This is a genomic window from Xanthomonas cassavae CFBP 4642 (assembly GCF_000454545.1).
GTDB lineage: Bacteria > Pseudomonadota > Gammaproteobacteria > Xanthomonadales > Xanthomonadaceae > Xanthomonas > Xanthomonas cassavae.
This window is the reverse complement of sequence record NZ_CM002139.1, coordinates 4,405,165-4,418,041: the sequence shown is the minus strand read 5'-3', so window position 1 is coordinate 4,418,041 and position 12,877 is coordinate 4,405,165. Positions and strand designations below refer to the sequence as shown.

The following is a 12,877-nucleotide window of genomic DNA, read 5'->3' as shown; positions in this document are numbered from 1 at the left end:
CGTTTCGCACGTGCGGTCAGGGCCTGCACACGCGCAAGGCGTGAGACGCAGCTGATCTATCATGGGCCACTACCTGTGGAGAGACGCCAGCTTGATGCGCAAGATCGTGCACGTGGACATGGATGCGTTCTACGCGTCCGTGGAGCAACGTGACGATCCGGGCCTGCGCGGCAAGCCGGTGGTGGTGGCCTGGCGTGGTGCGCGTTCGGTGGTGTGCGCGGCGTCCTACGAAGCGCGCACCTTCGGCATCCGCTCGGCCATGCCAGCCCTGCGCGCCGAGCGTCTGTGCCCGGACGCGGTGTTCGTACCGCCGGATTTTGCGCGCTACAAGGCGGTGTCGCGGCAGGTGCGCGAGATCTTCCATCGGCACACCGACCTGGTCGAGCCGTTGTCGCTGGACGAGGCGTATCTGGATGTCACGCAGGCCAAGACCGGCATGCAGCTGGCCACAGAGATCGCGCAGCTGATCCGTAGCCAGATCCGCGAGGAAACCCAGCTCACCGCCTCGGCCGGTATCGCGCCGAACAAGTTCCTGGCCAAGATCGCCTCGGACTGGCGCAAGCCCGATGGCCAGTTCGTGATCGCGCCCAGCCGGGTGGATGCCTTCCTGCTTCCGCTCAAGGTCAACCGCATTCCCGGCGTGGGCAAGGTGATGGATGCCAAGCTGGCGGCGCTGGGCATCGTGACCGTGGCCGATCTGCGCCTGCGTCCGCTGGAAGAACTGCAGGCGCATTTCGGCAGCTTCGGGCACAGCCTGCATCGCCGCGCGCGCGGCATCGACGAGCGTCCGGTAGAGCCGGACCAGGAAGTGCAGTCGGTGTCCTCGGAAGACACCTTCGGCGAAGACCTGGCGCTGGAGGCGCTGGATCCGCACATCCTGCGCCTGGCCGAAAAAACCTGGCTGGCGACACGTCGCACCGAACGCATCGGCCGCACGGTGGTGTTGAAGTTGAAGACCTCGAACTTCCGCATCCTCACGCGCTCGCATACACCCGAGCAAGCGCCTGCCTCATTGGATGCGTTGGCGCAGATCGCCTTGGCGCTGACGCGGCGCGTGGAGCTGCCGGCCGAGACGCGTTTCCGCCTGGTTGGAGTGGGATTGAGCGGTTTCAGCGATGCGGAAGAGGGCGCGGTGCAGGGGCAGTTGTTTGGCGAAGTGCCGCAGGCGTAGGTCAATGCAAGGTGTGGACGTTGCATCAGTCTCTCCCTATTGGCCGAGATAACCGCCTCCGCGCTGACGTAGCGTAAATCCCGCACTGCGTACACTGACACGCTCCCCGCACGAGGCCTTCTGCATGTTTGCGTATCCGCTGGTGATTTTCGATCTGGACGGCACCCTGGTGGACAGTGCGCCCAACATCGCCGAGGCGCTCAACGCCACCTTGCAGGAGCTGGGCTTGCCGCAGTTCAGCGAATCCACCATCCGCAGCTGGATCGGTGAGGGTGTGCAGGTGCTGCTCGCCACCGCACTGCGCGAAGCCGGCGGCACCCATGATGCCGAGACGGAAATGCCGGTGATGATGCGGCACTATGCCGCCAGCCTGCTGCACGCCCCGCAGCGGTATCCCGGTGTTGCCGAGGCATTGCACGGCCTGCGTGACGCCGGTGCAACATTGGCGCTGTGTACCAACAAGCCCTCGCGCTTCATCGCTCCCTTGCTGGAACACCTGGGTATCGCCGCGCTGTTCAGTGCGGTGCTCGGCGGCGATTCCTTGCCGCAACGCAAGCCCGACCCGGCGCCGTTGCTGCACCTGGCCAGGCAGTTCCAGCTCGCCCCGCAGCACTGCCTGATGGTTGGCGATTCGGGCACCGACGCGGCGGCGGCAAACGCGGCCGGCATGCCGCTGGCGATGGTGCGTTACGGCTATCTGCGCGGCTTCGATCCGCAAACGTCCGGTGCGGTTGTCCTGGTCGACGATATGCGCGAATTGCTTGCGTTACACACCGCAGGCTGACGCCTCTGCGCACTTCGTGCTGCGGGAGGTAAGCGCTCCTGGGTAAGTACTGACTGCTCCAACGCGCCGTCGGTAGCGGGTGTCGCCGTGCAGTGCCTGCGTCAGTACTGCTGCATTGAATCCCTGGTCACGGCAGACGCGCTGCGCGTGCTGCTGCCGGCATCAACTCGCCGTCAGTGGCGGATGGCAGACCCTGGTGACAACTTCGCCCGGCCGCGTCCTGCAGCTTGCAGGCAGTGCATCACGGTATGTCCCGCGCTGGGCGCTACATGCCGGCAACTCACTCGTCGTGCGTCGCGTCCATGCGCACATCGTCATCGGGCGCGTCACCGGCATCGGCATGCGCCTGGTCGCTGTCGGCACGCGCGTAATGCACGGTTTCCACCGGCCCGGAAACTGCGCGGCCGCGGACCGGCAGCAGTGCGCTGGCCGCTTCGTATTCGGCCAGCAAGACATGCCGGCGTGCTTCCGGCACGTCCTGCCAATGGCAGTCGGCCAGTGCGCCTTCCAGCGAATACAGCAGGTTGAGGCTGGGCTTGAACCCGGCGCGGCGCACCTTGACGAAGGCGCCCACCGCACCGACCGCCTGCAGATCCTGTTGCGTGCGCAAGCCGACCTGGCGCAGCCACGCTGCGCTCTTGGGGCCGATGTTGCGCAGACGCTCGGTGGTCACGCCAGCGCGTCCACAAAGACCTGCGCGATGGCTTCCAGGCCGCGCTGGTCGTCTTCATCAAAGCGGTCCAGCTCCGGGCTGTCCAGGTCGAGCACGCCGACCAACGCATCGCCCTTGATCAACGGAATCACCAGCTCCGAACGCGAGGCCGAATCGCAGGCGATATGCCCGGGGAAGGCGTCCACATCGGCAATGCGCTGGCTTTGCCGGGTGCTGGCGGCCGCCCCGCAGACGCCCTTGTCCAGCGGAATGCGCACGCACGCCGGCAGGCCCTGGAATGGCCCCACCACCAGCTCGCGGCCGTCGTAGAAGTAAAAGCCGGCCCAGTTGAGCGACGGCAATGCGTTGAAGATCAGCGCGGCCAGGTTGGCGGCATTGGCGATCCGGTCCGGCTCGCCGTGCACCAGGGCCTGGGCCTGGGCGGTGAGCTGGGCATAGTGTTCCGGCTTGCTGCCGGTCAGCGATGAAGTGGTGAACATGCGCGAAGTTTAGCAGCGGCGGTCTGCCGCGGCGTTGCGACGGTAGCGACGGCGATGGCGGTAGCGATGGCGGTGGCTCGGCGCGGCAGCAGCGGACACTGTTTCCCAGCGGCATCGCCACCCGAACACGCATGTCAAAGGCTGACGATCCCGATCCCGATCCCGACCCCGATCCCGCCTCCCGCCTCCCGCCTCCCGCCTCCCGCCTCCCGCCTCCCGATTCCCGATTCCCGATTCCCGATTCCGCCGCGCTATGCTGCGTGCCCTCACGGCAATGGCGGCGCGGCCGCAGGATCAGGCGCATGCAGTCCCAGGCGTTCTACGTGACCGGCACTGATACCGGCATCGGCAAGACCATGGGCAGCACCGCCCTGCTGCATGCCCTGCGCGCACGCGGCCACACCGCGGTGGGAATGAAGCCGGTCGCCAGCGGCTGCGAAAATACGCCGCAGGGGTGGCGCAACGACGATGCGCTGGCATTGCAGGCCGCCAGCGATCCACAGCCGGAGTACGCCACGCTCAATCCCTATGCCTTGCCCGCGCCACTGGCGCCGGAACTGGCCGCTGCCGATGTGGGGGTGACGTTGTCGCTGGAGCCGATCGTCCATGCTTTCGCGCAGTTGCGCGCGCAGGCGCAGGTGGTGGTGGTCGAAGGCGTTGGTGGCTGGGCCGCGCCGCTGAGCGCCGAACTGGATCAGGCCGATCTGGTGCGCGCGCTGCAGGTGCCGGTGGTGCTGGTGGTGGGGGTGCGGCTGGGCTGCATCAACCATGCGCGCCTGACGGCCGCAGCCATCGCGGCCGACGGGCTGGCGTGCGTGGGCTGGATCGCCAACGAGGTGGATCCGCAGACGGAGCGGGTCGAAGAGAACATCGCCATGCTGGGCCAGCGGCTGGCGATGCCGTGCTGGGGACGAATCCCCTGGCGGCCGGGCGCCGATGCCGCCAGCCAGGCGCGCGGGCTGCAGCTGCCGGTCTAGGCGGCGATGGGTATCCGTGCGGCGGAACAACAGGCCTGCCTGCGCCGTTCGAGGTCATGCTCAGGCCCATTTGCAAGGGATGTGGAGTCAACGGAACGTCCATGGATCGTCCCTTCTGTGGCATATCCCTGGTTCACCGGCGTAGGGGGCGTTGCCATTCCACAGCGCTTGGAGGCATGCGCTGGCAGGCGTACCCGACGGTCAGGGTTGGGTGGGACAGCCGAATCGGGACCAGTTCGACACGCGTGTTCATTGCAAGGGATGGACGTGACCCGCTTCGTCCTTCATCGCGTGAGGACGATGAATGTGAGGAATACTGGACACACTTCCAGGAGACAGAAATATGAAAGCTATCAAGTCCCTGGATTTGAATCTGTTGAAAGCTCTCGTCGCCTTGCTGGACGAGCGCAGTGTGACGCGTGCGGCTAGCCGGCTGGGGGTGACGCAGCCGGCGATGAGCGGCATGTTGACACGCCTGCGTGAGACCTTCGGCGATCCGCTGTTCGTGCGGGCGCAGCGTGGCATCGTGCCGACGCCGCGGGCATTGGAGCTGGCCGCCCCGGTGCGTCAGGTGATGAGCGAGGTTGGCGCCCTGCTGCAACCTTCGATCTTCGATCCGTCAACGGCACGGCAGACCTTCACCGTCGCCGCCACTGACTATGCATTGCGGGCGATCGCAGTGCGCTTGCTGTCGGCTTTGAAACAACATGCTCCGCATATGCGAATGGCGCTAATGCCGGTGGAGGATGGGCGGATGCCGATGCAGTTCGAACGGGGCGAGATCGACGTGGCGCTGGTAACGCCGGATGGCGCTCCGCCGGATCTGCATTTCCGCAATCTGTTCGTCGAGCGATATGTGTGCGTGCTGCGCAACGATCATCCGGCGCTTCGCGAGCGCAAGCGCCTCACGCTCGACCAGTTCTGTGCCCTGGATCATGCGCTGGTGTCGTATTCGGGGGATAGCTTCCGGGGCGTGTCGGACGATGCTCTGGAAGCGCTCGGCAGGCAACGGACGGTCAGTTTGTCGGTCAAGAGTTTTCTGATCCTTCCCGAGATTCTGCGTGCCAGTGACATGGTTGCACTCTTGCCAAGTCGCCTGGTCCAGGACATGCATGGATTGACCGTGTTCGACCCGCCGTTCGATGTGCCCGGCTTCACCAAGATTGCGGTGTGGCATGAGCGCACTCATCTGGATCCAGCCCAGCGCTGGTTACGCGAATTGCTCTTTACTGTCTGCGCGTGAAGGCGTGAATCAGCGCGGTGGCCGAAAACTTTCTTGCGCTGATCCAGGCCATCGACGTGGCGGTCAACCATCGCGAGGTGATCGGCAGTGTGAGCTTGACCATCATGGGTGATCCCATCGCGCCCAGACCCAATCTGTTCGTTGCTGCCATGCTGCATTCCTGGTGATTCTGGATCCCGCCGGCCAGGGCCGGGAATGAACGCCCGAGCGGATTGATCGCGGAAACGACCATCGACCGGCGATCTCCCCCAGTGCTGAGGTGTCCTTGAGCGAAGCGCTCGATATTGGGCGGGCTCATCCTTCGGTGGTCGGCGAAGGTGGGTCGACCAGATTTTCCCGTCAGCGGTGAAAGCGAGGGCAGTGTTGACGTGAGGGATTTCTTCCATTGGAACCGGCAACGCTCGCTGCTGCGAAGCGATTGCGTTTTCGTTACCGAGTCTTGGTGTTGCGCGCCGCGTGGACCAGGCCATCCAGCCAGTCCTGATGCCCATTGATCATCGGGTTGGGTTTGGCAACGTGCAGTTCGACGGCCGGTCTGCCTTTCTGGGTCTCCTGGGTGAGGATGCGCACGCGGCCACCGTCGAGGTCCTCGACCAGCCAGGCGTGATGCACGTCCAGGCGGTCATCGGCACCCACTTCGCCGGCCCAGCCGTGCCAGGCCACGCGACCAGGTTGGCCGGCCGCTGGCGGCACGTATTCGTTGCACCGCGCCTCGACCGGGAAGCCGAAGGTCTTGAAGGAGAAGCGGTCGCCCTCGGCCAGCAGCGGCCCCCTGCCGTCGTGGAAGCGCACCTTCGCCGAGTTGGCGTAATAGGTCGGCCACTTGGCCGGTTCTGCCAGCAGCGGCCACACCTCGGCGGCACTCAGACCGGCGACGATGACCTCGTTGGAGGCGAAGTTCTCAGTGAAGCCCGGGACGTAGCCTTCGGGCCAGATGATGGCGTTCATGGTCATGGAAACACTCCTGGAATCGGTGAGTAGGCCGGGCTGCGGCTCGGCCGTACAGGAGGCATTCCGCGCCGCGAAGCCTCCCGGTACATCCGTCCTGGTGAAGACGGCAAGGAAATAAAACCAATCCTATATTTTTATTTTTTACATCACGACAACTGATATCACGGTGGCGCCGCGTGACCACTCAAGTCAGATGGCGCCGGAACCAGGCCAGGGTGCGATCCCACGCCAGCGTGGCCGCCGCCTCGTCGTAGCGTGGCGTGGAATCGTTGTGGAATCCGTGGTTGGTACCCGGATAGACATAGGCTTCGTAGGTCTTGCCGGCTGCTTTCAGGGCCGCCTCGTAGGCCGGCCAGGTGGCGTTGACGTTTGGGTCGGTCGCGGCAAAATGCAGCAACAGCGGCGCCTGGATGCGCGGCACGTCCTCCGGCTTGGCCTGGCGGCCGTAGAACGGTACGGCTGCGGCCAGCTCCGGGTAGACCACGGCCGCCGCGTTGGAGACACCACCACCGTAGCAGAAGCCGGTGATCCCGATCTTGTCGGTGGTCAGCTCGCTGGCCTTCAGGTACTCGACGGCGGCGAAGAAGTCGTTCATCAGCTTTTGCGGATCGACCTGCTGCTGCAGTCGCCGGCCTTCGTCGTCGTTGCCGGGATAGCCGCCAACCGAACTCAGGCCGTCCGGCGCCAGCGCGACGAAGCCCGCCTTGGCCACACGCCGCGCCACGTCTTCGATGTAGGGATTCAGACCGCGATTTTCGTGCACCACGACGATGCCGGGCACCCTACCGGTCGCTTTGGCCGGCCGCACCAGATAGCCGCGTACCTCTCCGTGGCCGTTCGGCGAGCGATAGCGGGTGTACTCGGCATGGATGTCCGGATCAGTGAAGGCGATCTGCTGCGCCAGCGCGTAGTCCGGGCTCAGCGAGGCCAGCATCGCGGCGGCGGTGAGACCGCCGACGGCGAACTTCGCCGCGCGGTCGAGAAAGTCGCGGCGGCGCAGGCGCCCATGCACGTAGCCGTCGTACAGTTCCAGCAGTTCGGGGTGGAAATCCTTGGCGGTAAGTCGATTCATGTGCGCCTCCGGGTCGGTGGTAGTACAGCGGGCGCTAGTGCGCCGCGGGCTCGTAGGGGGCGAAGAAATCGGCGCCGTACCAGTCAGGCATGCTGAAATCGCTGGCCGGGCCGCGCCGGTAGCTGGTGGCAAGCGTGGCATCGCCTTGCCCGTCCCAGACCGCGACATAGGGCCATGGATAGACCGGGCGACTGCGCTCCACCGCGGCCGCTGGGGAGCGTGTGGGCCCGAGCGCGGCAGCCTGTGCACCAGGCACTGCAGCCGGACGCTGGCCCATGCCGCCAGGGCGGCCGCCGGTGCCGCGCGGCGCGCCAAAATCGCTTGCGGCGGCCTGCGCCGGCTGGCGTGCCTGGATCGAATCCGGCGCCTTTCCCCCCTCGACCCAGGCCAGCATCGGCGTGAGCAAGTCGATCAGGTGTGGCCCTTCGCCGTTGGCGCAGTGGTACATGCCAGGCAGGACGTACAGACGCGCGAAGGCGTCGGTGCGTCCTGCGCCCATGAATCGCCGCACGGCCGTGTAATAGGCGATGCTGTTGAGTGGCGAGATATGCGGATCCGACCAGCCGTGCCAGACGATCAGCTTGCCGCCTCTGTTGGCGAAAGCCGATAGATCGGGATTGGTGGCGTCGAACAGTCGATGACGCGGCCGCAGCCGGTCGAAGGTGGCCAAATCAAAGCGCATGTCGGCCAAACTGAAGCGTGCTGGTGGCGCTGTCTCAAAGGCCATATGGCGCAGCACTGGCAGGCTGACTTTCTCGCTGAAAATCATGTCACTGGCCGACTGCGGGACGTAGACACCTGCCCAGGCGAGTTCCGAACCGGGCTGTGGCCCGCCAACCGTCAGCGCCTTGCCGGTGACGGCATCGTGCGGGCCGTCGTAAAACTTGCGGGCCACTTCTGTCTCGGCCGCTGTCAGGCAGGCCGCGGTATCCGTGGCACCGGCCGGGCACCGTACCGCCGCGGGGTCGAAGTGGCATGCCAGCGGATTGCCGATCAACCCGTCCGCCAGCCCATCGAGTTTGTCGCAAGCGGCGAGCACGGCCTTGTGCAGAATCGGCAGGCGGTCCGCCAGCAGGATCGGCTTGCCATCGGCGCCGGTGTTGGCGCGGGCTTGCCAGGCGTGGAAGACGGCATTTTGCGCCATGAAATTCAGCGCGCCGGCGCCGGCGATGATGCCGTCGAAGTCGTCTGGGTAGCGCTGTGCCTCGATCAGTGCCTCGCGTCCGCCGTCCGAGCAGCCGGTGAAATAGGCGTACTTTTGTGGCTGGCCATAGAACGCTCGGATCAGCGCCTTGGCCGCGACCGCGGTCAGGTGTTGGGCGCGATAGGCGAAGTCGGCGCGCTTGACCGGATCCTGGCCAAAAGACCCGTCCTGGTCCTGGTGACCCATGTCGGTGGCGGCCAGTACGAAGCCACCGCTGTTCAACGGCGCACAGCCATCGGCAGCACCGACGTTACCACCGATGCTGCCGCACAGACCGCCGCAACCGACCTGTAGGTAGCGCTGAGACCAGCTTTTAGTTGGCAACTGCACGGCGAAGGTAATCGCGGGGGCGAGCACGCCTTCGACCGCACAGACGGCCGTGCCAGCCCGATTGGTGGTTTCGACGGCGGCGGTGATGTGGCTGCCCGCACCGCCGATGGTCACCAGGTCGACGCTGGCAAGATCGGCGCAGGCAGCCTTGGCCGAGACCACATCTGGCGCGGCGGACGCTGCTCGGGGCGCGGCGGAACGGGCGGCGGGTGCATCGGACAGGGAAGGGGCTGGCGGACGGGCGCAGCCCTGCAGTCCCAATGCCATGGCAGTGACGAATGCAGCCAGCGTCAACGCAGCGGGCAAACCACGGTCGTGTTTCGGAAGACGGCACATGATGGGGAATCCTCGTGATCGTATGGGCGGCCAGTCGGGACGATGCGAAAGACGCCGACATCGACAGCCCGACCTGCCCGACGGATTGATATCGGCAAAACGCTGCCGGTGTCCACCGGCGGCGTGGACCGGAGAATGCCTGGCCTGGCGCGGATCGTGCTGCTCCTTCGGGATTGAAGGCGTTTGCCGCCAGGGCAGATCAGGTGGACGGCAACGTCGATGGTGTGGGACTGAGCTCGGATGGAGCGCTTCCAGGCATAACCGGACAGATGCGTCAGCCGATGCGGATCTCGCCAGGGATGGCTGGCGAGTGCGCGGCGGCGAGTAGTCATTGGCGGCCAGGGGCTACTCCCGACGTGGACGAGGGCTGTGGGCGGCACCGCCTATTGGTAGGCGCCAGCCGAATAAGTCAAGGGCACCTCGAATAACCATGCCGGAGTCGATGTGGCGCATGCATGGAGGTGACGATGCTTGGAAACATCGCTGACATGGTCGGCCAAGCTCTCAGCTCGCCGACGCTGCGCGCGAGGCGTTCTTCTGGCCTGCGGCATTCATACCGGCCGCATCCCGGCCTGCTGCAATCGTGCCAGACGCAGCAGGTTATGGCCGGCAACCTTCAATCCGATGACCACCTTCGCACGTGCCAAGCCGAGCGTGCGTAGACACTTGCCACCTTGTTGCGTCAGTCGCGCGAATGCGTGCTCGACAAACACCCGATCTTTCGCGATGCGCTGATTGCGCCGCTGCTGGGCCGAGCTCAATGCGTTGCCGCGTGTACCTTTGTGCTGGATGTCCACACGATATCCCTCTTGCTTCAAGCGGGCTTCACGGTCCCGGTCGGCATAAGCGCTATCGGCACGAAGTATGCGTGCGGTATTACCCGCATCCAGCAACCGCTCGAAGTACCGGCTGTCATGCACGTTCGCGCTGCTGACCTCGTGCACGCGAATGAATCCCCAGCGACGATCGACATTGGCGTGCAACTTGTAACCGTAATAGGAGCTGCCGTGCTTGCTCGTCCAGCGCGCATCCACGTCCTTCTGCGCGCGCTTGGCATCGCTCCAATCCTCCGGGATGTCGTTCTGCTTGATGCGCGCGTTTTCCTCGCGCGTGTTGCGCTGGATCGGCGCACTGACGATGCTGGCATCAATGATCTGCCCGCCACGGGCAATGTAACCGGCGCGCGCCAGTTGTCCGCTGATCGCCGCATCGATATCTCCGATCACGTCATTGTTCTTCAGCCGCTCGCGCCATACCCAGATCGTCTTCGCATCCGGCACCTTGCCGCTCTTCTCCAGACCGACGAACCGAACGAAGCTACGCCGATCCAGCAACTGATACTCCAACGCATCGTCGGAAAGGTTGTACAACTGCTGCAACAGCAACACCCTGATCATCACCTCAGTCGGCCACGCTGGCCGGCCACCCTTGGCCTTCGGCCCGAGCGACAGCCTCGCATCCACCGCACGGGCAATACCGCCAAAGTCGATGTGACGCGACAACACGGCCAGCGGATCACTCAATTGCTGACGTTTAGCATCACGTTCTTCACCGGCGAACAAACTGATCATCTGTAGCACCCTCCGCTAGCATCGCATTACGTCTATGATGACAGGATACTGGGGTTTTTAGAGGTTCCCTCAACTCATAGCTGTGGCTGTAGATTTCCAGGATGTTGCCGAACGGGTCTTCCATGTAAACCATACGGTACGGTTTTTCGCCAGGAAAATACGCGCGTACCGGCATGCGCTGCTTGCCGCCGGCGGCCACGATCTTGGCGGCCAGCCCCTCGACGTCCGGATCCTGTACGCAAAAGTGAAACACTCCGGTCTTCCAGTATTCGAAGTTGTTGGCAGGCCTTTCTGCATTGGTGAACTGGAAGATTTCCACACCGATGCGGTCGCCGGAGGACAGGTGAGCAATGCGCAACGTGCCCCAACCTTCGCCGAATACATCAGTGCACATCACGCCGATGGCGCTGTCGTCCTCGCTGATGGTGGTCGGCGGCATGAGCAGGTACCAACCCATGACCTCGGTGTAGAACGTGACGGCGGCATCTAGATCGGTCACGGACAGGCCGATGTGCGAAAAACTGCGGGGGAATGTCGGGGACATGACGATGGCCTCTTGATGGAAACAAGTGCGCAAGCGTAGGCGGATGCATCCTGCGTTTGATCTAATAAGCCCTTATCGCCGTGATAAAAGTTCGTTATGAAAAATCCGCACTGGCTGCGCTCTTTCGCCACATTGGTCGAAACAGGCGGCTTCACGCGTGCGGCAGAGCGGTTGGGTGTGACGCAAGCTGTCGTCAGCCAGCATGTGCGTCATCTGGAGGATGCATTCGGCCCATTGTTGATTCGCCATCCCCGACAGATCGAACTGACGCCCGCAGGCATGGCCTTGCTGGAGTACTGCGACGAGATCGAGGTGGCCGACAGGCGTCTGAAACTTCGACTCGCCGACGCCAGCGCACGTAGCGGGGAAATCAGCCTCATCACACCCGGCAGCGTGGGACTCGCTCTCTATCCGCGGTTGCTAACCTTGCAGCAGTCTCACCCAGGGTTGGTCATCCGTGATCGTTTTGCCCCCGACTCTGAAACGCACCAGGCGGTCCTCGGTAGGCAATATGAATTGGGACTTGTCACGCGCAAGCCGGACGACCCGCGCCTGACTGCCACGTCCTTTATCGAGGAGCCATTGGAGCTTGTCGTGCCGGTCGATGCCGCAGTGGCAGGCTGGCAGGATCTGGAGCGGCTGGCTTCATCGATCACCCTGAAGGCCAGGCAATGGCCACCCGCCTGCTGATGCGCCATTTTCCCGGCAATCCCGGCATTCGCAGTGTGCCTTGCCATGGCTTCAGTAATCAGATCGCGCTGATTCTCGAACCGGTCGCCCGTGGTCTGGGTTTCACCGTGATTCCCCGCCACGCGCGTCACGCCTTCGCGCAGCCGCAGGCCATTCGGGTAATCGAGTGTGGCGAGCCTGTGGTGGATACGCTTTGGCTGATACACCGGGCGGAATGGCCGCTTTCGACCCGTGCCGAGTGGGTGCTGGAGCAACTCAGGGCGATGTCAGCGTGCGATCGGCATCGTGCAGAACACGGCGCAGTGCAGCCTGAGCGATCAGCGTAGAAGTCGGCGGCCGACGGTTGGATCGCCCGCAGTGCGCCTGGGCGTCTTCGGTCCGGTGCCGGGCTGAGGTCGTGGACCATAAAAAAGCCCAACAGAGGGAGGGATCTGTCGGGCCGGATCGCACGGGGGGAGGGACCCATGCAAAGACGCTGAATTTTGGTGGCCGTTACTTGCGCCGGGTCTTGCCTGCCGCACCGGCCGTCTCGCTGCCGGTATCGAACTGCTGCTTGGCAAACTGCCCAAGCGCGCTGGATATCTTCAATCCCATTCCGACCACTTCCTGGTTGATCGATGCCAGCCGTTCCAGGTTGTCGCGGGCCAGTTGCAGGCCCTTGGGCCAAAGCGTCTGGTAGGCACCCAGGTCGCGAGCCTGCGCGAACTCACCGAAGAAGCTGGTGGTCGCGTTGACGTTCTGTTCCAGCGTGTCCAACGCCAACTGGTTGGCACGTGCTGCGGCAGACGCGAACTGACTGGTGAAGCTGTTTTCGAACTGCGCCGACATTGCGAACCCCTCGGGGAAGGCCGT

15 protein-coding genes are annotated in these 12,877 nt (G+C 64.4%); 6 read left to right on the top strand and 9 right to left on the bottom strand.

From position 1 onward, the window contains the following. Positions 1 to 94: 94 nt before the first annotated feature. On the top strand, positions 95 to 1,171 hold the full coding sequence (gene dinB / locus XCSCFBP4642_RS0119595) for a DNA polymerase IV (RefSeq protein WP_029221265.1): 1,077 nt from the start codon (positions 95 to 97) through the stop codon (positions 1,169 to 1,171). 124 nt (positions 1,172 to 1,295) lie between these two features. Further along, complete coding sequence (locus XCSCFBP4642_RS0119590; protein WP_029221264.1) at positions 1,296 to 1,955, top strand: phosphoglycolate phosphatase; 660 nt, start codon at positions 1,296 to 1,298, stop codon at positions 1,953 to 1,955. A 280-nt stretch (positions 1,956 to 2,235) separates the two neighbouring features. On the opposite strand, the gene XCSCFBP4642_RS0119585 is transcribed toward XCSCFBP4642_RS0119590, so the two are convergent. Beyond that, on the bottom strand, positions 2,236 to 2,628 hold the full coding sequence (locus XCSCFBP4642_RS0119585) for a TfoX/Sxy family protein (RefSeq protein ID WP_029221263.1): 393 nt from the start codon (positions 2,626 to 2,628) through the stop codon (positions 2,236 to 2,238). After that, complete coding sequence (locus XCSCFBP4642_RS0119580; protein WP_029221262.1) at positions 2,625 to 3,107, bottom strand: GAF domain-containing protein; 483 nt, start codon at positions 3,105 to 3,107, stop codon at positions 2,625 to 2,627. Before XCSCFBP4642_RS0119580 ends, XCSCFBP4642_RS0119585 begins: the two co-directional genes overlap by 4 nt. Before the next feature lie 302 nt (positions 3,108 to 3,409). Between XCSCFBP4642_RS0119580 and bioD the strand changes: the two genes are divergently transcribed. Both bioD and XCSCFBP4642_RS0119570 read left to right on the top strand, forming a co-directional pair. After that, positions 3,410 to 4,084, top strand: a complete 675-nt coding sequence (bioD, locus tag XCSCFBP4642_RS0119575; protein ID WP_029221261.1) for a dethiobiotin synthase — start codon at positions 3,410 to 3,412, stop codon at positions 4,082 to 4,084. A gap of 343 nt (positions 4,085 to 4,427) precedes the next feature. After that, positions 4,428 to 5,327, top strand: a complete 900-nt coding sequence (locus tag XCSCFBP4642_RS0119570) for a LysR family transcriptional regulator (RefSeq protein WP_029221260.1) — start codon at positions 4,428 to 4,430, stop codon at positions 5,325 to 5,327. Here the strand turns inward: XCSCFBP4642_RS0119570 and XCSCFBP4642_RS28900 are convergent. The 6 genes from XCSCFBP4642_RS28900 to XCSCFBP4642_RS0119540 form a co-directional block, all read right to left on the bottom strand. After that, positions 5,311 to 5,625, bottom strand: coding sequence for a hypothetical protein (locus XCSCFBP4642_RS28900; RefSeq protein WP_152527308.1), 315 nt, complete (start codon positions 5,623 to 5,625; stop codon positions 5,311 to 5,313). The two genes, XCSCFBP4642_RS0119570 and XCSCFBP4642_RS28900, sit on opposite strands and share 17 nt — an antisense overlap. Before the next feature lie 131 nt (positions 5,626 to 5,756). Further along, positions 5,757 to 6,281 carry an SRPBCC family protein gene (locus XCSCFBP4642_RS0119560; RefSeq protein ID WP_200859717.1) on the bottom strand — a complete coding sequence of 175 codons (525 nt, stop codon included), beginning with the start codon at positions 6,279 to 6,281 and terminating at the stop codon, positions 5,757 to 5,759. Between the two features lie 181 nt (positions 6,282 to 6,462). Next, the gene (yghX, locus tag XCSCFBP4642_RS0119555) at positions 6,463 to 7,350 is read right to left on the bottom strand and encodes a YghX family hydrolase (RefSeq protein ID WP_029221258.1); all 888 of its coding nucleotides are present in this window, start codon (positions 7,348 to 7,350) and stop codon (positions 6,463 to 6,465) included. Positions 7,351 to 7,384: 34 nt separating this feature from the next. Then, entirely contained in the window at positions 7,385 to 9,220 is a 1,836-nt protein-coding gene (locus XCSCFBP4642_RS0119550; RefSeq protein ID WP_053329601.1) for a tannase/feruloyl esterase family alpha/beta hydrolase, read from the bottom strand. A 551-nt stretch (positions 9,221 to 9,771) separates the two neighbouring features. After that, positions 9,772 to 10,791, bottom strand: a complete 1,020-nt coding sequence (locus tag XCSCFBP4642_RS0119545) for an IS5 family transposase (RefSeq protein ID WP_029219295.1) — start codon at positions 10,789 to 10,791, stop codon at positions 9,772 to 9,774. Then, positions 10,769 to 11,335 (bottom strand): lactoylglutathione lyase family protein, encoded by a 567-nt coding sequence (locus tag XCSCFBP4642_RS0119540; RefSeq protein WP_029221256.1) that lies wholly within the window; start codon positions 11,333 to 11,335, stop codon positions 10,769 to 10,771. Before XCSCFBP4642_RS0119540 ends, XCSCFBP4642_RS0119545 begins: the two co-directional genes overlap by 23 nt. A gap of 96 nt (positions 11,336 to 11,431) precedes the next feature. On the opposite strand from XCSCFBP4642_RS0119540, the gene XCSCFBP4642_RS29735 reads away from it, so the two are divergent. Both XCSCFBP4642_RS29735 and XCSCFBP4642_RS29730 read left to right on the top strand, forming a co-directional pair. Next, the gene (locus XCSCFBP4642_RS29735) at positions 11,432 to 12,025 is read left to right on the top strand and encodes a LysR family transcriptional regulator (protein ID WP_200859716.1); all 594 of its coding nucleotides are present in this window, start codon (positions 11,432 to 11,434) and stop codon (positions 12,023 to 12,025) included. After that, positions 12,007 to 12,351, top strand: coding sequence for a LysR substrate-binding domain-containing protein (locus XCSCFBP4642_RS29730; RefSeq protein ID WP_200859715.1), 345 nt, complete (start codon positions 12,007 to 12,009; stop codon positions 12,349 to 12,351). The genes XCSCFBP4642_RS29735 and XCSCFBP4642_RS29730 overlap by 19 nt, the downstream gene beginning before the upstream one ends. 166 nt (positions 12,352 to 12,517) lie before the next feature. Here XCSCFBP4642_RS29730 and XCSCFBP4642_RS0119530 read toward each other — a convergent pair whose 3' ends face one another. Continuing rightward, positions 12,518 to 12,853, bottom strand: coding sequence for a phasin family protein (locus tag XCSCFBP4642_RS0119530; RefSeq protein ID WP_029221255.1), 336 nt, complete (start codon positions 12,851 to 12,853; stop codon positions 12,518 to 12,520). Positions 12,854 to 12,877: the final 24 nt, after the last annotated feature.

Bases quoted from the DNA above. Each gene is read 5' to 3' on its own strand.
- dinB (WP_029221265.1), top strand. From the start codon at position 95: ATGCGCAAGATCGTGCACGTGGACATGGATGCGTTCTACGCGTCCGTG.
- XCSCFBP4642_RS0119590 (WP_029221264.1), top strand. From the start codon at position 1,296: ATGTTTGCGTATCCGCTGGTGATTTTCGATCTGGACGGCACCCTGGTG.
- XCSCFBP4642_RS0119580 (WP_029221262.1), bottom strand. From the start codon at position 3,107: ATGTTCACCACTTCATCGCTGACCGGCAGCAAGCCGGAACACTATGCC.
- bioD (WP_029221261.1), top strand. From the start codon at position 3,410: ATGCAGTCCCAGGCGTTCTACGTGACCGGCACTGATACCGGCATCGGC.
- XCSCFBP4642_RS0119570 (WP_029221260.1), top strand. From the start codon at position 4,428: ATGAAAGCTATCAAGTCCCTGGATTTGAATCTGTTGAAAGCTCTCGTC.
- XCSCFBP4642_RS28900 (WP_152527308.1), bottom strand. From the start codon at position 5,625: ATGAGCCCGCCCAATATCGAGCGCTTCGCTCAAGGACACCTCAGCACT.
- XCSCFBP4642_RS0119560 (WP_200859717.1), bottom strand. From the start codon at position 6,281: ATGACCATGAACGCCATCATCTGGCCCGAAGGCTACGTCCCGGGCTTC.
- yghX (WP_029221258.1), bottom strand. From the start codon at position 7,350: ATGAATCGACTTACCGCCAAGGATTTCCACCCCGAACTGCTGGAACTG.
- XCSCFBP4642_RS0119550 (WP_053329601.1), bottom strand. From the start codon at position 9,220: ATGTGCCGTCTTCCGAAACACGACCGTGGTTTGCCCGCTGCGTTGACG.
- XCSCFBP4642_RS0119545 (WP_029219295.1), bottom strand. From the start codon at position 10,791: ATGATCAGTTTGTTCGCCGGTGAAGAACGTGATGCTAAACGTCAGCAA.
- XCSCFBP4642_RS0119540 (WP_029221256.1), bottom strand. From the start codon at position 11,335: ATGTCCCCGACATTCCCCCGCAGTTTTTCGCACATCGGCCTGTCCGTG.
- XCSCFBP4642_RS29735 (WP_200859716.1), top strand. From the start codon at position 11,432: ATGAAAAATCCGCACTGGCTGCGCTCTTTCGCCACATTGGTCGAAACA.
- XCSCFBP4642_RS29730 (WP_200859715.1), top strand. From the start codon at position 12,007: ATGGCCACCCGCCTGCTGATGCGCCATTTTCCCGGCAATCCCGGCATT.
- XCSCFBP4642_RS0119530 (WP_029221255.1), bottom strand. From the start codon at position 12,853: ATGTCGGCGCAGTTCGAAAACAGCTTCACCAGTCAGTTCGCGTCTGCC.